Here is a 19,026-nt window from a genome sequence, read left to right on the forward strand (position 1 = left end):
GCCGGCGGATCGCGCCAGGCCATTTCGGTTAGTGCCACGTAACTGAAATTTAGGTTAGTCTGTATTAACTGTGATGTCCAGCACAGGCTACAGCTGTGAGGAGGAAACGTGTCCGGTGTTCCGCGCGCCGCTGCAGCAGGCTCCCAGGCCGGTACCACGCAACGAAGCCAGGCCAAGGAAGAACGACGCTTGGCCTTGCTCACAGCTGCCGCCACCCTCTTCGGCGAGAACGGATTCAGCCGTGTCTCCCTGGAAGACCTCGGGGCAGCTGCAGGAGTCAGCGGACCCGCGGTATACAGGCATTTCCCAGGTAAGCAGGCGGTCCTTGGCGAGTTGTTGCTCAGCGTCAGCCGCGACCTCCTGAACGGGGGCCGCAACGTTGTCCTGGAGGCCGGCGAACCATCTGCTGCGTTGCGTGGGCTGGTGGGCTTCCAGGTGGACTTCGCGCTGAAAAACCCTGATGTGATCCGCGTGCAAGACCGAGACTTCGGAAGCCTCAGCGATGCCGACCAGGCCGAGGTCAGATCACTGCAACGCAGCTATGTCGAGATATGGGTAAGCGTGCTTGGGCAAGTACACGCAGGGACCGATCCGGCAGATCTCCGGGTCCGGGCACACGCCGCCTTTGGCCTCATCAACTCAACGCCCCATTCCGTACGCCAGCACGGCCGTCGGATTGCGGCCAAATCCGCCCGGCCGATCCTGGAGCAGATGGCAATCGCGGCATTGACGGCGTAGCCAACCGGCAAACAACAAGGACCCTTCCTTCCTAGGACTCACAGGACCAGCTTGAGGGCTGCATGTCCGCCGGGCCCCGCCTAGTGTTGGTGTCAACGTGGTTTGAAACGTCACAGCCACAGCACCCACAGCAGAGAGAAGAGAGGCGCGCCATGAAGATCGCCGTCACCGGTGGAAGCGGGAAACTGGGCAGGAGCGTGGTCCGGCGACTAACGCAGGACGGCCATAAGGTCTTCAACCTGGACCAGGCCGGAAAGCGCAGCCCCGGGTACGTCAACGTGGAACTGCGCAACTACGGGCAGGTGGTGGACGTCATCCTCGGCCTGGACGACCGCCATGACGGCCTCGACGCGATCGTTCACCTTGCGGCCATACCCGCTCCGGGACTTGCTCCAGACGCTGCGGTGTTCGAGAACAACATGCTCTCCACCTACAACGTCTTCCAAGCGGCCCGCCGGGCCGGGATCAAGAAAGTCGTCTACGCCTCAAGCGAGACTGTACTGGGCCTGCCGTTCGACACTCCCCCACCCTACATCCCGGTGGACGAGGAATACCCGGCCCGGCCGGAAAGCACGTATTCGCTGGTGAAGCACCTGGAAGAACAAATGGCCATCCAGCTCACCCGTTGGGACCCGGAGCTCAGCATCACGGCGTTGCGGTTCTCGAATGTCATGGACCCGGAAGACTACGACGCTTTCCCTTCCTTCGACTCGGATGCGACCCTTCGTAAGTGGAACCTGTGGGGCTATATCGATGCCAGGGATGGCGCGCAGGCCGTGGCCCGGGCGCTCGAAACTGCACCGCCCGGCTTTGACAGGTTCATCATCGCCGCTGCCGATACCGTGATGAGCCGGAGCAGCGACGAACTGGCAGCGGAAGTCTTTCCCGGCGTCGAGGTCGTCAAGGAACTGGCCCACCACGAAACCATGCTGTCCATCGATAAGGCCCGGCGCCTGCTGGGCTTCGATCCGGAACACAGTTGGCGGGACGTCCACTCGAACCGGACCACCCCCACAGAGGACTGACCACCGTACCGGTACATAACGCGCCGGCCCACCCCTTCTCCGCAGTTTCCCGCGGGTACTCGTCAAGGGGTGGGCCGGCGCAGTCGCGGCAGGACTAAACCATGGTCAGCACCATGGCGGGATCAGCAAGGATGGCGCCAAGGTCGGCCAGGAATCGCGAGCCTTGTTCGCCGTCCACCAGCCGGTGATCGAAGGACAGGCTCAGCGACATCACCTGCCGGACAGCCAGCTGGTCGTCAACCACCCAAGGGGCCTTCCGGACTGCACCCAGCGCTACGATTGCAGCTTCCCCGGGGTTCAGGATCGGAGTGCCTGCATCAATCCCGAACACCCCGATGTTGGTAATGGAAATGGTGCCGCCCGAAAGTTCCGCAGGGGCAGTCTTTCCAGCCCGCGCAGTATCGGTCAGTTCGGACAACCGTTCCGCGAGTTCACGCAGTGACAAGTGGTGCGCATCCTTGATGTTCGGAACGGTCAGGCCACGTGGCGTTGCCGCGGCGATGCCCAGATTGACGTAGTTGAACTGGACGATCTCCTGCCGCTCCCCGTCCCAGCGTGAGTTCAGGGTTGGATTGTTCCGGAGGGCTATGAGAACGGCCTTGGCGGCGATGGTCAGCGGAGTCAGCTTCAGGCCGTCGAATGCCCGGTTGGCCTTGAGCCGGGCCAGCAATTCCATGGTGGGCGTGACATCCACCGTCAGGAATTCGGTCACGTGGGGCGCCGTAAAGGCACTTTGCACCATGGCTGCCGCAGTGAACTTCCGCACACCCTTGATGGGCGTGCGCGTTTCGCGGTCGTCCGACCGTGCGGGCACAGCACCAGCAACATCCGCCGGCTTCCCGGCGAAGTTCTGCACATCCTCCCGCGTAATCAGGCCGTGGGCACCTGTTCCCGTCACCTGTTCGAGGTCGATGCCCAGGTCGCGGGCCAGCTTGCGCACCGGAGGCGTCGAGCGGGGACGCTCGCCCGATTCATGCTCGACGGCGGGAGGCGCGGCGGGTGCCCGCGTTTCGGCGGGTGCCCGCGTTTCGGCGGGTGCCCGCGTTTCGGCGGGTGCCTGCGTTTCGGCGGGTGCCTGCTTTTGGACCGGGGAAGCGGCCGGCTCCGTCCGGACCTGTCCCCTGGCGCGTCGCGCAGGTCGCCCGGAATGTTCGACGACGGCCCCGTAGCCTACGAGGTTCGGTTCCCGCTTAGCAGGCGCGTCAGGAGTTCCTGATCCCTGCCCGGGAGCGCCCTCGGCGGGCTTCCCACCGTTGGAGGCACCGGCGTCGTCCACTTCGAAGGAGACAATCGGCTTGCCGACCTCCACCACGGTGCCGGGTTCCTCGTGCAACGCCGCGACGACGCCCGCGAAAGGCGACGGCAACTCCACCACGGCTTTTGCCGTTTCAACCTCGGCGATGACCTGGTTCAGGGTGACAGTGTCCCCAACGGCGACCTTCCAGCTCAGGATCTCCGACTCCGTCAATCCTTCGCCAAGATCGGGCAGCCTGAATTCCTTGATCATGGTGGCGCTCATCCTTCCAGTCCACTCAGTGAGTTGGGGCGCCCCAGCGCGCGGTCCACACCGTCGAGGATCCGGTCGAGGTCCGGCAAGTGGTGCATTTCGAGCTTCGAATACGGGTACGGCACGTCAAAGCCGGTGATCCGCACGGGAGCCGACTCAAGGTAGTTGAAGCAGCGTTCGGTGATGCTCGCGGCAATTTCCGCACCAAGTCCGCCGGATTGACCCGCCTCGTGGGTAATGACCAGCCGGCCGGTCTTGCGGACTGAAGCCTCCACCACCGGATAATCCACCGGGGAAAGCGAACGGAGGTCGATGACTTCCACCGACATTCCTTCGTCAGCCGCGGCCTGGGCGGCATCTTTCGCGGTCTTGACCAGTGGGCCATAAGCCACGAGGGTCACATCCGAGCCCTGGTTCACCACTGCGGCTTTGTCCAAAGGCAGGGCCGAGGCAAGGTCGAGGCCTTCGTCGACATCGCCCTTGTCGTGGTAGCGGCGTTTGGGTTCGAAATAAAGCACGGGGTCATCCGAGGCGATGGCCTGCTGAATCATGGTGTAGGCATCCTGCGGATTGGACACGGCCACTACCCGCAACCCGGAGGTGTGGGTGAAGTAGGCCTCGGGTGATTCGGAATGGTGTTCCGGGGAGCCGATCCCGCCCCCGAAAGGAACACGGATGGTGATGGGCATCTTCACGCGGCCCTGGGTCCGGTAATGCATTTTGGCCACCTGGCTGACGATCTGGTCGAATGCCGGGTAGATGAAGCCGTCGAACTGGATCTCGCAGACCGGACGGTAGCCGCGGTAGGCCAAGCCCACAGCAGTGCCGATGATGCCGGATTCCGCGAGGGGGGAATCAATCACGCGGTGCTTCCCGAAGTCCTTCTGGAGTCCGTCAGTGACACGGAAAACACCTCCAAGTGAGCCGATGTCCTCACCGATCAGCACAACTTTGGGGTCGTTTTCGAGCGACTTGCGAAGGCCCGCATTGATTGCCCGGGCAAAAGTGAGCTTGGACATCAGAGGGCACCTTCCTCGACTGTTTGGGTGAAGCTGTTCAGGTAGCGCGAGTAGTGGTCTTTCTGACGTTCGATCCAGGGGTTCCTGCTGCTGTATACGTGGTTGAAGACATCCAGCGGTTCGGGATCCGGCATATTAATGCAGCTTGCGCGAAGTTCAGCACCCACCGCATCAGCCTTGGCCTTGACCTGCGCTTCCAGCTCGTCAGTGAGCAGGCCCTTGGCGTCCAGGAGCCTGCGGAGCCGCAGGATCGGGTCCTTCGCGGCCCAGTCTTCCAGCTCGTTGGCATCCCGGTACCGCGTGGGATCATCGGCGGTGGTGTGCGGACCCATCCGGTACGTGACTGCTTCAATGAAGGTTGGCCCTCCGCCCTTGCGTGCCCGGTCCAGCGCCACGCGAGTGGCAGCCATGACCGCGAGGACATCATTGCCGTCCACGCGCATGCTCGGAATCCCGAAGCCCGTAGCCCTGTCTGCCAGCTGGATGTGCGACTGCACCCGCACCGGTTCAGAAATGGCCCAGTGGTTGTTTTGGCAAAAGAACACCACGGGAGCCTGGAAGCTGGCGGCGAAGACCATGGCTTCGCTGACGTCGCCCTCGCTGGTGGCACCATCGCCGAAATAGCCCAGTACCGCGGTGCTCGCCCCGTCCAGTTGAACGCCCATGGCATAGCCGGTGGCGTGGAGACTCTGTGAACCGATAATGATCTGCGGCGTTGCCATGTTGATGCGCTGGGGATCCCAGCTGTACAGGGCATTTCCTCGCCAGACCTTGGCGATTTCCGAGAGGTGGGCTCCCCGGACATAGGCCACGCCGGTCTCGCGATAGCTCGGGAAAACGAAATCATCATCGCGCAGCGAACGGCTGGAGCCGATCTGCGAAGCTTCCTGGCCCAGGAGCGGCGGCCAAAGAGCCAACTCCCCTTGGCGCTGCAAGGCAGTTGCCGCGGCGTCGATCCGGCGGATTACCGTCATGTCCTCGTAGAGCGAGCCCAGTTGCTCATCGCCTACGTCCTTGATCCAAAGATCGAACTCGGGATGGCTAATCCGTTCGCCCTCCGGCGAAACCAACTGGAGCATATCGCCACCAGTCCGCAATGGATGATGTGCACTATGTCCCGGGTCCGGAGCAATGTTTCCTGCCCCGTTTCCCGCCCTGTCCGTCAACATTGGTGATCGACCTTCCGGCTCGTATTCGTCGGCCTTGGCAGGACTTGTGGTCCCGGCGCAGGCCAGCCCCCTGGCTCCTTCGCCCGGGTTATTTGTGACCCTACTCACAAGTGGCAACGGGTACAACTACCCGTACCAAAGTTGAGCAAAATGCCATGTTGCGGGAGTTCGCGCCGTGCTAATCTTGCGCATTATGCAACCTTTGGATGGCACTGACACCCGGCTTCTCTCCGCGATGGCAAAGGATCCGCGCGGAACTGTGGTTGCTTTGGCGCAGAAGCTTGGCCTCTCGCGCAATACGGTCCAGGCCCGGATGGCACAGCTTGAGAAAAAGCACGCATTCTTGTCCTTCGAACGCCGCATCAACCCCGTAGCGCTGGGGTACCCGCTCACTGCCTTCATCAGCGTGCACGTCCAGCAGCAGAAGCTGGCAGGCTTGTCTCAGGAACTGTCGGACATCCCCGAGATCCTTGAGGGCTTCGGCCTGACGGGCTCGGCGGACCTGTTGCTGCGCGTTGTCGCCCTGGATGCAGAAGACCTCTACCGCATCAACGGGAAAATCCTGGCCTGCGACGGCGTGGAGCGCACCGACACCGCGCTGGCAATGCGGGAAATGATTCCCTACCGAGTGCAACCGTTGCTTGGGCGGCGCTCGGAGGCCTGAGCGCGGCGGCTTGATCGCAGCGGCTCGAGCCCGTCGGCTCGAGCGCGGCGGGTCCTATTGCCCGGGAACACAAGCATGCTGTTTGATTCAAATGGACGCATCGGGGGCCGGCCAAGGTCCCGGCCACATGGTGGCACGCCCGCAGGCTGCTGAAAGGGGCACCGCAGTGAGCAACCCGCAAGAACCGGACGGGCGCGAGGACATCCCCCGGAATCCCTACCAACCCGGACAATATCCGCCGCCGCCCGTGCCGCCGGCGCCCGGCAACCCGTCCTACGGAACGCCGCCCTACGGAACAGCAGCCCAAGCCCCGTACCCGCCTGGACAATATCCTCCGGGGCAATACCCCACTGGACAATATCCCCCGGGCCATAACGATCCCCAAGGCTATTACGATCCCCAACGCCAGTACGCCCAGCCGCCGGCCAGGAAGCGGAAGACGCTGTGGATTGTCCTGGGCATCGTGGCCGGCGTGATCGTCCTGGCCGTGGTGGGGGTACTCGTGCTGGTGAACCTGGTGGGCAACGCGACGTCGAAGGCCCGCTCCCTTGCCGACGAGTTCACCAACCTGGTGGTGGCCGGTGATACGGAGAAGGCGTACGACGACTACCTGCAGCAGGGCCTTAAGGACCAACTGGACAAGCAGTCTTTCGTAGACGGAATCGCGAGCCTGGACCTGGACGGCTCCTGTAAGCCCAACTACAGCTCCGTCAACGTGAACAACACCAACGGCAACAACAAAGCGGACGTAGCCGGCACCCTCCAGTGCGACGGCAAGAACATTGAGCTCCGGTACGTCTTCGAGGGAACCAACGACCTCAAAATGACCAGCATCCGCTTGCGGCCATAATTCCGCGAAGAAACTTCCCACTCCCACCCATCCACCTGGGCGCATGGTCCGAATCACTGCTGAAGTCCCGCCCGGGACTTCGCAGACCGGCCGGCATGAACCGGCCAACACCGAAAGGTTCGGACCATGCGTACTTCGCCCAATCGCCTGATCGCCACCATCTTCGGAGCCGTATACCTCCTGGTAGGCGTGCTCGGTTTCTTTGTCACGGCCGGAACCGGGTTCTTCGCCACCGAAGGCGCAACCCTGATCATCTTTGCCGTGAACCCGCTGCACAACGTCATCCATTTGGCCATCGGCGCCGCACTCCTCCTTGCCGGCCTGAACAGCATCACGCTGTCCAAGACCGTGAACACCATCGTCGGCGGCGTCTATCTCCTGGTGGGTATCCTGGGCCTGTTCCTCGTCGGCAGCTCCCTGAACATCATTGCCCTGAACGGTGCCGACAACGTGCTGCACTTGGCCAGCGCAGTGGTCCTGCTTGGCGTGGCTCTCTCCCAGGACAAGGTAGTGGCAGTCTCCGCCCGCGCCTGAAAAGCCCCCGAGGCACGCCGCCAGCCCACGGAAACCACCAGGACAGAAGCGCGAGGACCCCGTCATGCCCGGAAGAACGCACCCGACATTGAAAGCAGCAACCCTGTTGTTCGTCTATTTCGCAGCGATGGCGGGCGGCATGGTGGACCTTGCCCTGGCCGCCGGCTACCTCGAAGGCGGCAGCGCGTCAGCATTGCCCACCGGCGCGGCAATCCTCGTGACAGGGCTTGCGTTCCTTGCGTGGTCCTTGTGGGGGCTGCACCGGAACGCGCTGGTTTTCTCCCGGGTGGCCCTGCCTGTCCTGGCTTTGGCCAGCGCTGCCCACGTCGTCGCCCTCCTCGCGGGTGACCGGGCAGGTGCCGGTTCTGCCGGCATCAGCCATCTGGCCGCACTCGGCCTGACCCTCATGGCTCTTGCCGGCGCGGGATGGCTGCGGCGGCAACACAAGACCAACGACGGCGGCGCCCACGGCCAGCCAAGGACCGGGCGGCTTCTGGCAGCCGCGTTCGGAGCCGCCGTCGTTGTTGCCTCGGTGGCCACCCCGGGCCTGGCGGCCTCAATGGCCGGCCAGCATGCCGTTCCGCACGGAGAGCACGGCCAGTCTCCGTCCGACGGCGCAAATCCCGGGCTCGCTCCAAGTCACCACCACTAGGCGGCGACTCGTAGGAGGCGCATCATCGGCCTTTGCCCTGTTGATGGTGCGCCTCCTTCGTGGAGGATAGAGCCATGGATCCCGTTGAGGCGCTCGATGAAATTTCCTTCTGGCTGGAACGCAGCCTGGCCCCCACATTCAAGGTTCAGGCCTTCCGGAAGGCGGCCGACGCAGTCCGGCAACTACCCCCGGGCGACCTCCCCCGGCTGATTGCCTCGGGCCGCCTCACCAGCCTCAAGGGCATCGGGAACCGCAGTGCCGAGGTCATCACCCAGGCCATGGAGGATCGCGTTCCCGATTATTTGGCGGACCTCCGCGAGCGGGGAGCCCAGCCCTTGGCAAACGGCGGACACGGCCTGGGTTCGGCCCTCAAGGGCGACCTCCACAGCCACAGCAATTGGTCCGACGGCGGATCACCGATCGAGACGATGGTGGCAGCGGCCCGTACCCTCGGCCGGGAGTACCTGGCCCTCACCGACCACTCCCCCAACCTCACCGTGGCCAACGGGCTCAGCGCCGAACGGCTGGACGAGCAGCTGGGGATCGTGGACGGCATCAACGCCGGGCATAACGGTTTCCGCCTCCTCAAGGGCATTGAAGTGGACATCCTGGAGGACGGCACCCTGGACCAAACCCCGGAGATGCTGGATCGATTGGACGTGGTGGTTGCCAGCGTCCATTCGAAGCTCAGATCGGACAAGCAGGCCATGACCCGGCGCATGCTCGGTGGCATTTCGGACCCCCACACCAACGTCCTCGGGCACTGTACCGGACGGCTGGTCCAGGGCTCGCGGGGGACCCGCCCCGAATCCGAATTCGACGCCGCGAAGGTCTTCAAGGAGTGCGCGGACTGGGGCGTGGCCGTCGAGATCAACTCCCGGCCCGAACGGCAGGACCCACCGGAGCGCCTCATCCAGATGGCCCTGGACGCAGGCTGCCTCTTCAGCATCGACAGCGACGCCCACGCGCCGGGACAGCTGGACTTCCTCCAATACGGTGCCGAGCGGGCCGAAGCTGCCGGGGTGCCCAAGGAGCGCATCGTCACCACATGGCCGCTCAAGCAGTTGCAGGAATGGCTGTTACTGAAGAAGTGATGGAAGCAAAGGGGCTCCCCCGGCTGGTCGCCGAGGGAGCCCGCTTTTTTGCCGATACTACTTGCCCGGGACTAGTGGTCTACGGCTTTCTCTGCGCCCACGCCGGTCAACGAACGCACTTCCATCTCGGCCTGCTTGGCGGCGTCTTCCTTCCGCTTGTCCAGGACGGTGCCGAGCCAACCGAGGAAGAAGGCCAGCGGAATGGACACGATCCCCGGGTTGCTCAGCGGGAAGATCGCGAAGTTGGCTCCCTGGATCATGGACGTCTTGGAGCCGGACACCACTGGCGAGAAAGTGATGAGCAGGATGGCCGCCGCCAAACCGCCGTACATGCTCCACACTGCACCCTGCGTAGTGAACCGGCGCCAGAACAGGGAGTAGACGATCGTGGGCAGGTTGGCCGAGGCCGCCACTGCAAAGGCGAGCGCAACGAGGAACGCGACGTTCTGGCCATTGGCGAAGATCCCGCCGAGGATGGCCAGTATCCCGATCACCACTACTGTGCGGCGGGCTACCTTGACCTCGGTGGTGGCATCGGCCTGGCCTTTGGAGATGACGTTGGCATAGATGTCGTGGGCAAAAGATGCTGCCGCCGTAATGGTCAGGCCGGCCACCACGGCAAGGATGGTGGCGAAAGCTACCGCCGAGATGAAGCCCAGGAGCAAGGGTCCACCAAGGTGGAAGGCCAGCAGCGGGGCCGCGGAGTTGACGCCGCCGGGAGCGGACTTGATGGTTTCTGCACCTACCAGTGCCGCTGCCCCATAGCCCAGGACCAGGGTGAAGAGGTAGAACAGGCCGATCAACCAGATGGACCACACCACAGACTTGCGGGCTTCCTTGGCCGTGGGGACCGTGTAGAAGCGCATCAGCACGTGGGGCAGGGCGGCCGTTCCGAGCACGAGTGCCATGCCGAGGGACATGAAGTCGAGCTTGGACGTCTCGGTCTTGCCGTATTGCAGGCCGGGGTTGAGGACTGCCGGGTTGTTGGCTGTTTCGGCTGCCGAACCCAGGAGGTTGGACAGGTTGAATCCGTAGATTCCCAGCACCCATGCTGTCATCACCGCTGCACCTGCGATCAGCAGGATGGCCTTGATGATCTGTACCCAGGTGGTGCCCTTCATGCCGCCGATGAGGACGTACATGATCATGAGGGCGCCGACGACGATGATCACCAGCGCTTGTCCGCCCCAATCGCTGATTCCCAGCAGGAGGGAGATGAGGCTGCCGGCGCCGGCCATCTGGGCCAGGAGGTAGAAGAAGCAGACGGCCAGGGTAGAGAGCGCTGCTGCGATGCGGACGGGCCGCTGCCGCAGGCGGAAGGAGAGCACGTCTGCCATGGTGAATTTGCCGGTGTTCCGCAGCAACTCCGCCACCAGCAGGAGGGCCACGAGCCACGCCACCAGGAAGCCGATGGAGTAGAGGAAGCCGTCATAGCCATTGATGGCGATGGCTCCGGTGATGCCCAGGAAGGATGCGGCAGAGAGGTAGTCGCCCGCGATCGCGGTTCCATTCTGGGAACCCGTGAAGGACCGTCCGGCCGCGTAGTAGTCGGCCGCGGTCTTGTTGTTGCGGCTTGCGCGGAACACGATCACCATGGTGACCGCGACGAATAGGGCAAAAATGCCCATGTTCAGGAGCGTTGAGTCTTTCAGGGCAGAGACTTCGACTGCCGGGACCATGGTATTCACTGCGCTCCCCCGCGGGTCGTGGTGCCTGATTTGTCGAATTCGTGCCCCTCGATCTCGTGGCGGATCTCGGCGGCGATGGGGTCCAGTTTCCTGTTGGAGTAGCTCACGTACCACGCCGTAATTCCGAAGGTGGTGACGAACTGGAGCAGGCCAAGGATCAGGCCCACGTTGATGTTTCCCCAGACTTTGATGGACATGAAGCCCACCGCGTAGTCGGCCAGCAGAACGTAGGCGAAGTACCACAGCAGGAATGCTGCCGCCATGGGGAAGACGAAGCTCCGGTGCCGCTTCCGCAGTGTCTTGAACCGTTCCGTTTGTTGGACTTCCTGAAAGTCCACGGACGCCGCGGCGTCTTGGGGTTGGGCTTCATTACCCATGGTTCCTCCTGGTTAGGATGTGTTCACATCAGGTCCACACGCCGTTGATGTGACTGCAATCACTATCGAACGGTCCAGGCTGGCCGTTCCAGCACATCGGCCTCCGCCGTCGCCCAACGGTCCCGATGCTGCGCCAAACGGCGGCAGGTGGGCCGACCGGCGTCGTGCGTATGCCCGGATTCGCTACTCTGGCTCCATGCCTGATAACCCGCTTTTCACCGCTGCCGCGATCGCGGTCATCGTGCTGGCCGTCGCGGTCGTCGTCGGGGTCGGGCTGAAGGTGATCCGCTCCTTCCGCGACCTGGGCACTGACGCCGAGCGAGCAACGTACAACACCCTGCATGCGGCCTCACGCGCGGGCCAGCATCTCCGCGGCGGGCTCCAGGGTACCGGAGCCGCGAAGGCCAGCAAGCAGTTGCGCGCCCTCCTTGGCAGCGAGGCCTTGGCCATGACGGACACCACTGATGTTGTGGCCTGGGACGGCGCGGCAGAGGAACTCCGGCCCACGCTGATGGGCCTGGCCTCAGGAGTGCTTACGAGCGGCAGGACTGCAGTGGTCGCGGGAGACCAGTCAGGCGGCTACAGCGCCGTCATTGCACCGATCCGCGCCGGGTCACGGGTGGTGGGCTCCGTCGCAGCGCTCGCGCCCGTAGCCGGCGCCGGACTCGTGAGGGCCACCAGCGAGGTGGCCGACTGGATCGGCGTACAGCTTGAACTCTCGGAACTGGAGGCCTCCAGGACCTTGCTGGCGGAAGCCGAGGTCCGGGCATTGCGCGCGCAGATCAGCCCGCACTTCATCTACAACTCCCTCAATGCCATAGCCTCCTTCATCAACACCGACCCTGCCCGGGCCAGGGAGCTCGTGGTGGAATTTGCGGACTTCACCCGGTATTCGTTCCGCCGGCACGGTGACTTCACCACCGTTGCCGAGGAACTCAGGTGCATCGACCGGTACCTGTTGCTGGAGCGTGCCCGCTTCGGCGAGCGCGTCCAGGTGAGCCTGCGGATCGCCCCGGAAGTGCTGAGCACGGTGATTCCCTTCCTGAGCCTGCAGCCGCTGGTCGAGAACGCCGTCCGGCATGGCCTCGAGGCCAAGGAAGGACCGGGCCACATCACCATTTGCGCCAACGATTCGGGCGCTTTCGCGGAAGTCACCATCGAGGACGACGGCGTGGGGATGGACCCCGAGCACCTGCGTTCAGTATTGGCAGGGCACAGCGACGGCGAGCACGTGGGGCTGCGCAACGTGGACGCCCGCCTCCGGCAGGTCTACGGGGACGAACATGGCCTGGTCATTGAGACCGCCCCCGGCGAGGGAACCCTGATCACCATGCGGGTGCCCAAGTCCCAGCCCGGCCACGACGCGTAAGGCTAGTCTTGTAATCATGATCAACGTGCTCGTCGCCGATGACGAACTCCCCGCCGTTGAGGAGCTTGCATTCCTCCTGGGCCGCGATCGACGGATCGGAACCATCCACAGGGCTTCCTCGGGAGCCGCAGCGCTGCGGACCCTGGAGACCGAGTCCGTGGACGCTGTCTTCCTCGACATCCATATGCCGGCGATCTCCGGACTGGATATTGCCCGCGCGATTTCGCGCAGCGGCAACCCGCCCGCCGTCGTTTTTGTCACCGCGGACGAGGACTGCGCCTTGGAGGCCTTCGACCTCGCCGCCATCGACTACCTGCTCAAGCCGCTCAGGGCCGAACGCCTGGCGAGGTCCGTTGACCGCATCAGCGAACTGATCAAGGACGGCGCCCCGGCCCCGGAGATGATCACCGTTGATTTGGGCGGCACAACCCGCATGATCCGCCGGGACGACGTCAGTTATGTCCAGGCCCAGGGCGACTACGCGCGCCTGCACACCGCCGAAGCGAGCTACCTGATCCGCGTACCGCTGAGCGACCTCGAACAGCAGTGGGCGGAAGCGGGATTCATCCGGATTCACCGCAGCTACCTCATCGCACTCAACCATGTGGGCCATTTGAAGCTTTCCGCCGGTTCCCCGAGCGTCACCGTGGCCGGCGCGGAGCTACCCATCAGCCGCCGCCATTTGCCCTCCGTCAGGGATAAATTGCAGTCCACCCGCCTTCGGCCGCAAGGATGACGCGCGTTCGGGTCACGGCGCCCCGGCAATCTGCTGCCACTGCCGGCCGCTCCCCCATGGCCCGTGAAGTCCCGGAGGACTCCGATGCCGGGCGCTTGTTCATCCGCTCGCTGGTTCGCTCCCAACTACGCCTGGCCTTGGTGGTGGCCTGCGGCTTCCTGCTGATCCTGGCCGCCTTCGCTTTGCTGTTGGCTTTCGGCCCCGGAGTGGCGGAGACCAAGGTCCTGGGCGTTCCCTTGGACTGGCTTTTGCTCGGTGTTGGCGTGTACCCGGTGGTGGGATTAAGCGCCTGGCTGTTCACCCGTGCGGCTGCCCGCAATGAGGCGCGGTACCGGGACCTTGTGGAGGACAAGTGAACCCTGCCGTCGGCCTCATTGCCTTCGTTGCCGTTTCACTCACGACGGCGGCCATCGGCTTTTACGGTTTGCGCATCTCGCGCACCACGGGCGATTTCTACGTTGCCTCCCGAACGGTCCCGCCGTGGTGGAACGCCTCTGCGATCGGCGGAGAATACCTGTCCGCTGCCAGCTTCCTGGGCGTGGCAGGGCTGATCCTGTTGTCCGGGACGGACGCCTTGTGGTTCCCCATCGGTTACACCGCGGGTTACCTCATGCTGCTGCTCTTCGTTGCAGCTCCCCTGCGCCGTTCGGGGGCGTACACTATCCCCGACTTCACCGAATCCCGACTGGATTCTGTGGTGGTCCGCCGCGTCACCAGCCTGGTGGTGGTCGCCGTCGGCTGGCTTTACATCGTTCCGCAGCTCCACGGCGCAGCGCTCACCATACGCATCACCGCTGGACTGCCGTCCTGGGTGGGTTCGACGGCGGTGGTCCTGGTGGTGTGCCTGACGGTAGTGGCCGGCGGCATGCGCTCCATCACCTTCGTCCAGGCATTCCAGTACTGGCTGAAACTGACCGCCTTGGCCGTACCGGTAATCTTCGTGCTGTTGGTCCTTGCCCGCAACGGCACTCCGGCCCAGGCTCCCCTTCCGGTGAACCCCTCCGGCCAACAGGCGGCCAGCGCCTACCAGAACATCTCGCTCATGGTTGCCCTGCTATTTGGCACGCTTGGCCTGCCGCACGTCCTGGTCCGTTTCTACACGAATCCAGATGGCCAATCCGCCCGCAGGACCACCTTGATCGTGCTCGGCCTGCTGTCGGTTTTTTATGTTTTTCCTACGGTGGCCGGGGCGCTTGGCCGCGTCTTTGCCCCGGAACTGGCACGCTCCGGACAAGCCGACGCGTTGGTCCTCCTGCTGCCGGGAAAGCTGGTGGGTGGCATTGCGGGGGATGCGCTCTCCGCACTGGTCGTGGCCGGCGCCTTCGCAGCGTTCCTTTCCACTACCTCCGGGCTGGTGGTTTCCTTGTCCGGCGTCATCAGCCAAGACCTCTTCGGCGGCAGTGTCCGGGGGTTCCGCCTCGCAGCGCTGCTGGCCGCCGTCGTGCCCCTGGGTTTTGCCTTCATGACCGACAGCCTCGCTTTGGCCGGCAGCGTCGGCCTCGTGTTTGCCTTTACGGCATCGACCATCTGTCCGGTGCTGCTGTTGGGCATCTGGTGGCGGGGACTGACCGACGCGGGAGCGATCGCGGGGATGCTCACCGGTGGACTGCTGTGCGGGGGCGCCATGGTGGCCGGTACAACGATGGGGGCCGCCGTTGCTCCTGCGTGGCTCGCCCAGCCGGCCGCATGGACCGTGCCGGCAGCGTTCGCCGTGACTATCGGTGTTTCGCTCGCAACCAAAGCGCGCGTACCCGCCACGGTGAACCGGGTCATGTCCCGTTTGCACGTTCCGGAACGGCCCGTCGTGACTGAACGGCCCTGATTCGGTAATTGTTGTCCGGGAACAGTGACTGCTGTCCGGGCCCTGTGACTGTTGTCCGGGGCTTCCGCAAGGTGGACAATAACGCCATGTCCCAGGAGTCCGTCCCGGCCGACAGTGAACCGCCTGCGGCACAGCCGCCGCCAGCGCTGAGCATCCGGGCCCAATTGCTGGCCACTGAGCATTGGAGCCTGCTCGCTTCCCGAAGCACCACGCAAGGCGAGGTGCTCACACGCATCAGCATGTTCCTCACGTTCACATCGGCCAGTTTGCTCAGTGTCGCCCTCGTGGGCAACGCCACCCAGTTCTCCGATGCCTTCCGCGCCTTCGCGCTGACAATCCTTGGCATTGACGTCTTGGTGGGGCTCCTGACGCATATCCGCGTCATGAGCGTGGGCATGGAAGACCTTATGTACGTGGTTGCCATGAACAGGCTCCGTGCGGCCTATGTGGACCTGGACCCGGGCGTTGCCCCGTATCTCATGGCGGGCTTCTCGGATGACGAGGAAGGCTCCAAAAGGACCTACTACTTCTTCGGTGGCCGGAAGGACTTCAGCCAGGTGGCCGGGAGCAGCATGGTGTTCATGGGAGCCGTAAACGCCGCACTGATCGGGCTTCTGGCAGGCTCCGCGCTGTTGGTGGCCGGTTTGCCCGTCGGGCCGGCAGTAGGATTGGCGGCGGTTGCCGGACTGGCATTCTTCGCCACGTCTTTGCTGCGCGGAAAGAGGCGCTACGACGAAATTTGGCGCAACAACCCGCCGATGCGTCCGTCCCGTGCCAGGCCCTCCGCGGACTAGTCGATGGCCGCCATGAGCTCCACCACGCGGTCCAGGAACGCATCCACCTGGGCTTCCTCATAGCCTTCTCCGCCCTTGGCGGCACGGAATACGGCGCGGCGCACGGTGTCTACGCTGAGGGGCTGGTCGTTTTCCAGGTAGCCGATCAGCTCGGCGCACAGGGCATCGACGTCCTGGACGTTGTAGCTGCGGGCATTCTTCTTCACCGGACGACGGAAGCGTTCGCCGTCGGGACGGTGCAGCCGGCCACGCAGAATTCCCGACAGTTTGCCGATTTGGCGCAGCCAGGCTTCCTCTCCTTGGCTGTTGATGAGGTCGTCGCGTTCGCGGCGTGCAAAGGCATCCTCAAGGCGGTCCAAGGCGGCATCCACGCTGTGTGCGTCGTAACCGCCTTTGACGGGATCGAACGCCACATCCCGGACGTCCGAACTGGCGACCGGCTCGGCGGAACCGGAAGGGTCCTCGAACGACTTGCGGGCGCGGTTGAGGAAAGCGTCCACCTGCTTGGCGTTGTAGCCGTACTTGCTGCGTTCCACGCGGTCGAATGTTGCGGGAATCTGGCGTCGAATATCCAAAGCCATCAATAGTCCTTCGTCGGGGATGTGTCAGACGCCGCTTAGCAGCGAAAACAGTACGTAAGCCACGGGGGCTGCGAAAACGATTGAATCCAAGCGGTCCATCACTCCGCCGTGTCCGGGGAGGATGCTGCTCATGTCCTTGACTCCAAGTTCACGTTTGACCATGGACTCGGCGAGGTCCCCTGCCGTCGCCGCCGCAACCATTCCGGTGGCAAGGATCAGGCCTACCCACCACGGCTTGTCCAGGATGAGGAAACAGGCCAGAACGCCGATGACCATGGCTCCTGCCACGGAACCGGCAAATCCTTCCCAGGATTTCTTCGGGCTGATCTTCGGGGCCATCGGGTGTTTTCCGAAGGTCGCCCCGACGATATACCCGAAAGTATCGTTGGCCACCACCAGCAACAACATGGTGGCGATTTGCCAGGCGCCGCCAGGGAGGCCGTCCGGCCAGAGCCCCACCGGCGTTGCGCCGCCGCTCGCGTGGAGCGGCAAAGCCGCGAAACTGATCAGGAACGGCACCCATGCCACGGTGAACACGCCAGCAAAAACACTGCGGGGCGCGCCCGCGGCACTCTCAATGGAACGCCACACGAGTATGGCCACGCAGGTAACCACCAAGGTGAACAGCAAGCCCTCAAGACCGCCGAAATAGGCCGACACGGGCATGGCCAGCGTACCCACCATCACCGGGATCACCGGCATGCGGGTGCCTTGCGCCTCAAGGGCACGGAAAACTTCCCAGACCCCCAGAACCGCAAATGCGGTAACCAGCAGGACAAAGCCCAGCGGCAGGAACAGCAATCCCCCCAGCACGGCAAACAGCATGGCAAGCCCGACGCCGATGGCGGCCGGCAGATTGCGGCCCGCCTTCGGCGTTGGGTTACCTTGCAGGCGCCTGGCCAGTTTGCGTGCCCCGGTGGTTGGGACCCGCCCAGCGGGCGCCGGCTCTGGCTGGCTCATCAGACCTCGAGCAGCTCGGCTTCCTTGCGCTTCAGCAGGTCATCGATGCTGTCGACGTGCTGCTTGGTGATGGCGTCGAGTTCCTTTTCGGCGCGGGAACCCTCGTCTTCGCCGGCCTCGCCGTCCTTGACCAGCTTGTCGATGGCATCCTTGGCCTTGCGGCGGATGCTGCGGACGGACACCTTGGCGTCCTCGCCTTTGCCCTTGACGATCTTGACGTATTCCTTGCGGCGTTCCTTGGTGAGCTCAGGAATGGTAACGCGGATGACGTTGCCGTCGTTGGAGGGGTTGGCCCCGACCTCGGAGTCGCTGAGGGCCTTCTCGATGTCACGCAGGGCGGTCTTGTCGTAAGGGGTGATGAGGATGGTGCGCGCGTCCGGCACTGCGAAGGAAGCAAGCTGCTGCAGCGGGGTGGGCGTGCCGTAGTACTCCACGATGACCTTGTTGTAGAGGCCCGGGTTGGCGCGGCCCGTACGGATCGAGGCGAAGTCCTCCTTGGCTACCTCAACCGCCTTGTCCATCTTCTCGCCGGCTTCGAGCAAGGTCTCTTCGATCACGGGGTTCTCCTCAGTAATAGTCGCTGCCCGACTGCGGGCGGCCATGCACAGTAAAGATCCGCCACTCGGGCGGACGGTCCTAAAAATATCCTAGCGGCTGCTACGGCGTAACCAGGGTCCCCAGCGTTTCACCACGGATGGCGCGGGTAACGTTTCCTTCGCCCTCCATGCCGAATACCACCATGGAAAGCTTGTTGTCCTTGCACATCGTCATGGCCGTCTGGTCCATGACGCGGATGTCGCGCCGCAAGGCGTCGTCGTAGCTGAGGACGTCGAGCTTTTCAGCGGACGGGTCCTTCTTGGGGTCTGCCGTGTAGACGCCGTCAACGCCGCTCTTTGCCATCAGGACAACATCGGCATGGACTTCGAGGGCGCGCTGCGCGGCAACGGTGTCCGTAGAGAAGTACGGCAGTCCGGCGCCGGCTCCAAAGATGACCACTCGGCCCTTCTCCATGTGGCGGATGGCACGGCGGGGAATATAGGCCTCGGCAACCTGGCCCATGGTGATGGCGCTCTGGACGCGGGTTTCGACGCCGGCCTGCTCCAGGAAGTCCTGGAGGGCGAGGCAGTTCATGACCGTGCCGAGCATGCCCATGTAGTCGGCACGCGAGCGGTCCATGCCGCTTTGGGAGAGCTCGGCGCCGCGGAAGAAGTTCCCTCCGCCCACCACAATGGCCACCTCAACGTCGGAGACGGCGGCAGCGATCTGCTTGGCGATCGCGCGAACAGTCTCAGGATCAACGCCGAGCTTGCCTCCGCCGATGACCTCGCCGGAAAGTTTCAGAAGTACACGACGGCGGGTCTTCTCGGGCTGGATTGCAGTATTGACGGTTTCCATGGTGCCTTCCCGTTGGTGGACTTTGGCTAGATTATCGTGCGGTGGGTCCGTG

21 protein-coding genes are annotated in these 19,026 nt (G+C 63.9%); 12 read left to right on the plus strand and 9 right to left on the minus strand.

The genetic code is table 11. From position 1 onward, the window contains the following. The first annotated feature begins 108 nt into the window (after positions 1–108). Both ACIPY2_RS15780 and ACIPY2_RS15785 read left to right on the plus strand, forming a co-directional pair. A complete protein-coding gene (locus ACIPY2_RS15780; protein ID WP_400267330.1) occupies positions 109–738 on the plus strand; it encodes a TetR/AcrR family transcriptional regulator in 630 nt (209 codons plus the stop codon). Between the two features lie 152 nt (positions 739–890). Further along, positions 891–1,763 carry an NAD-dependent epimerase/dehydratase family protein gene (locus ACIPY2_RS15785; RefSeq protein ID WP_400267331.1) on the plus strand — a complete coding sequence of 291 codons (873 nt, stop codon included), beginning with the start codon at positions 891–893 and terminating at the stop codon, positions 1,761–1,763. A gap of 94 nt (positions 1,764–1,857) precedes the next feature. On the opposite strand, the gene ACIPY2_RS15790 is transcribed toward ACIPY2_RS15785, so the two are convergent. The 3 genes from ACIPY2_RS15790 to pdhA are packed head-to-tail and all read right to left on the minus strand — an operon-like array spanning position 1,858 to position 5,458. Beyond that, complete coding sequence (locus ACIPY2_RS15790; protein WP_400267332.1) at positions 1,858–3,282, minus strand: dihydrolipoamide acetyltransferase family protein; 1,425 nt, start codon at positions 3,280–3,282, stop codon at positions 1,858–1,860. Then, a complete protein-coding gene (locus tag ACIPY2_RS15795) occupies positions 3,279–4,289 on the minus strand; it encodes an alpha-ketoacid dehydrogenase subunit beta (RefSeq protein WP_400267333.1) in 1,011 nt (336 codons plus the stop codon). The genes ACIPY2_RS15790 and ACIPY2_RS15795 overlap by 4 nt, the downstream gene beginning before the upstream one ends. After that, the gene (gene pdhA / locus ACIPY2_RS15800) at positions 4,289–5,458 is read right to left on the minus strand and encodes a pyruvate dehydrogenase (acetyl-transferring) E1 component subunit alpha (protein WP_400267334.1); all 1,170 of its coding nucleotides are present in this window, start codon (positions 5,456–5,458) and stop codon (positions 4,289–4,291) included. Before pdhA ends, ACIPY2_RS15795 begins: the two co-directional genes overlap by 1 nt. 193 nt (positions 5,459–5,651) lie before the next feature. On the opposite strand from pdhA, the gene ACIPY2_RS15805 reads away from it, so the two are divergent. The 5 genes from ACIPY2_RS15805 to ACIPY2_RS15825 all read left to right on the plus strand — a co-directional run bounded on the left by ACIPY2_RS15805 (position 5,652) and on the right by ACIPY2_RS15825 (position 9,252). Further along, positions 5,652–6,122, plus strand: a complete 471-nt coding sequence (locus ACIPY2_RS15805) for an Lrp/AsnC family transcriptional regulator (RefSeq protein WP_400267335.1) — start codon at positions 5,652–5,654, stop codon at positions 6,120–6,122. A gap of 166 nt (positions 6,123–6,288) precedes the next feature. Continuing rightward, positions 6,289–6,972 carry a hypothetical protein gene (locus ACIPY2_RS15810; protein WP_400267336.1) on the plus strand — a complete coding sequence of 228 codons (684 nt, stop codon included), beginning with the start codon at positions 6,289–6,291 and terminating at the stop codon, positions 6,970–6,972. A 126-nt stretch (positions 6,973–7,098) separates the two neighbouring features. Further along, the gene (locus tag ACIPY2_RS15815) at positions 7,099–7,506 is read left to right on the plus strand and encodes a DUF4383 domain-containing protein (RefSeq protein ID WP_400267337.1); all 408 of its coding nucleotides are present in this window, start codon (positions 7,099–7,101) and stop codon (positions 7,504–7,506) included. Positions 7,507–7,570: 64 nt separating this feature from the next. Beyond that, positions 7,571–8,158, plus strand: a complete 588-nt coding sequence (locus ACIPY2_RS15820) for a hypothetical protein (protein ID WP_400267338.1) — start codon at positions 7,571–7,573, stop codon at positions 8,156–8,158. A gap of 74 nt (positions 8,159–8,232) precedes the next feature. Beyond that, entirely contained in the window at positions 8,233–9,252 is a 1,020-nt protein-coding gene (locus tag ACIPY2_RS15825) for a PHP domain-containing protein (protein ID WP_400267339.1), read from the plus strand. 71 nt (positions 9,253–9,323) lie between these two features. Here ACIPY2_RS15825 and ACIPY2_RS15830 read toward each other — a convergent pair whose 3' ends face one another. Further along, positions 9,324–10,931 (minus strand): cation acetate symporter, encoded by a 1,608-nt coding sequence (locus tag ACIPY2_RS15830; RefSeq protein ID WP_400267442.1) that lies wholly within the window; start codon positions 10,929–10,931, stop codon positions 9,324–9,326. Positions 10,932–10,936: 5 nt separating this feature from the next. Next, positions 10,937–11,317 carry a DUF485 domain-containing protein gene (locus ACIPY2_RS15835; protein ID WP_400267340.1) on the minus strand — a complete coding sequence of 127 codons (381 nt, stop codon included), beginning with the start codon at positions 11,315–11,317 and terminating at the stop codon, positions 10,937–10,939. 196 nt (positions 11,318–11,513) lie between these two features. Between ACIPY2_RS15835 and ACIPY2_RS15840 the strand changes: the two genes are divergently transcribed. From ACIPY2_RS15840 to ACIPY2_RS15860, 5 genes are all read left to right on the plus strand, one after another. Continuing rightward, positions 11,514–12,686 carry a sensor histidine kinase gene (locus ACIPY2_RS15840; protein WP_400267341.1) on the plus strand — a complete coding sequence of 391 codons (1,173 nt, stop codon included), beginning with the start codon at positions 11,514–11,516 and terminating at the stop codon, positions 12,684–12,686. Positions 12,687–12,702: 16 nt separating this feature from the next. After that, positions 12,703–13,422 carry a LytR/AlgR family response regulator transcription factor gene (locus tag ACIPY2_RS15845; protein ID WP_400267342.1) on the plus strand — a complete coding sequence of 240 codons (720 nt, stop codon included), beginning with the start codon at positions 12,703–12,705 and terminating at the stop codon, positions 13,420–13,422. Then, positions 13,419–13,778 carry a DUF485 domain-containing protein gene (locus ACIPY2_RS15850; RefSeq protein ID WP_400267343.1) on the plus strand — a complete coding sequence of 120 codons (360 nt, stop codon included), beginning with the start codon at positions 13,419–13,421 and terminating at the stop codon, positions 13,776–13,778. The genes ACIPY2_RS15845 and ACIPY2_RS15850 overlap by 4 nt, the downstream gene beginning before the upstream one ends. Continuing rightward, positions 13,775–15,244, plus strand: a complete 1,470-nt coding sequence (locus tag ACIPY2_RS15855; protein ID WP_400267344.1) for a cation acetate symporter — start codon at positions 13,775–13,777, stop codon at positions 15,242–15,244. Before ACIPY2_RS15850 ends, ACIPY2_RS15855 begins: the two co-directional genes overlap by 4 nt. Positions 15,245–15,330: 86 nt before the next feature. Further along, on the plus strand, positions 15,331–16,038 hold the full coding sequence (locus ACIPY2_RS15860; RefSeq protein ID WP_400267345.1) for a hypothetical protein: 708 nt from the start codon (positions 15,331–15,333) through the stop codon (positions 16,036–16,038). On the opposite strand, the gene ACIPY2_RS15865 is transcribed toward ACIPY2_RS15860, so the two are convergent. The 4 genes from ACIPY2_RS15865 to pyrH all read right to left on the minus strand — a co-directional run bounded on the left by ACIPY2_RS15865 (position 16,035) and on the right by pyrH (position 18,974). Further along, positions 16,035–16,619, minus strand: a complete 585-nt coding sequence (locus ACIPY2_RS15865) for a DivIVA domain-containing protein (protein WP_400267346.1) — start codon at positions 16,617–16,619, stop codon at positions 16,035–16,037. The two genes, ACIPY2_RS15860 and ACIPY2_RS15865, sit on opposite strands and share 4 nt — an antisense overlap. 24 nt (positions 16,620–16,643) lie before the next feature. Further along, a complete protein-coding gene (locus ACIPY2_RS15870; RefSeq protein WP_400267347.1) occupies positions 16,644–17,579 on the minus strand; it encodes a phosphatidate cytidylyltransferase in 936 nt (311 codons plus the stop codon). Then, positions 17,579–18,136: a ribosome recycling factor gene (frr, locus tag ACIPY2_RS15875; RefSeq protein WP_400267348.1), complete on the minus strand. Its 558-nt coding sequence runs from the start codon at positions 18,134–18,136 to the stop codon at positions 17,579–17,581. Before frr ends, ACIPY2_RS15870 begins: the two co-directional genes overlap by 1 nt. 100 nt (positions 18,137–18,236) lie before the next feature. Next, the gene (gene pyrH, locus ACIPY2_RS15880) at positions 18,237–18,974 is read right to left on the minus strand and encodes a UMP kinase (protein ID WP_400267349.1); all 738 of its coding nucleotides are present in this window, start codon (positions 18,972–18,974) and stop codon (positions 18,237–18,239) included. Between the last annotated feature and the right edge of the window lie 52 nt (positions 18,975–19,026).

Source organism: Paenarthrobacter sp. NPDC089675 (genome assembly GCF_044749185.1).
Classification (GTDB): Bacteria; Actinomycetota; Actinomycetes; order Actinomycetales; family Micrococcaceae; genus Arthrobacter.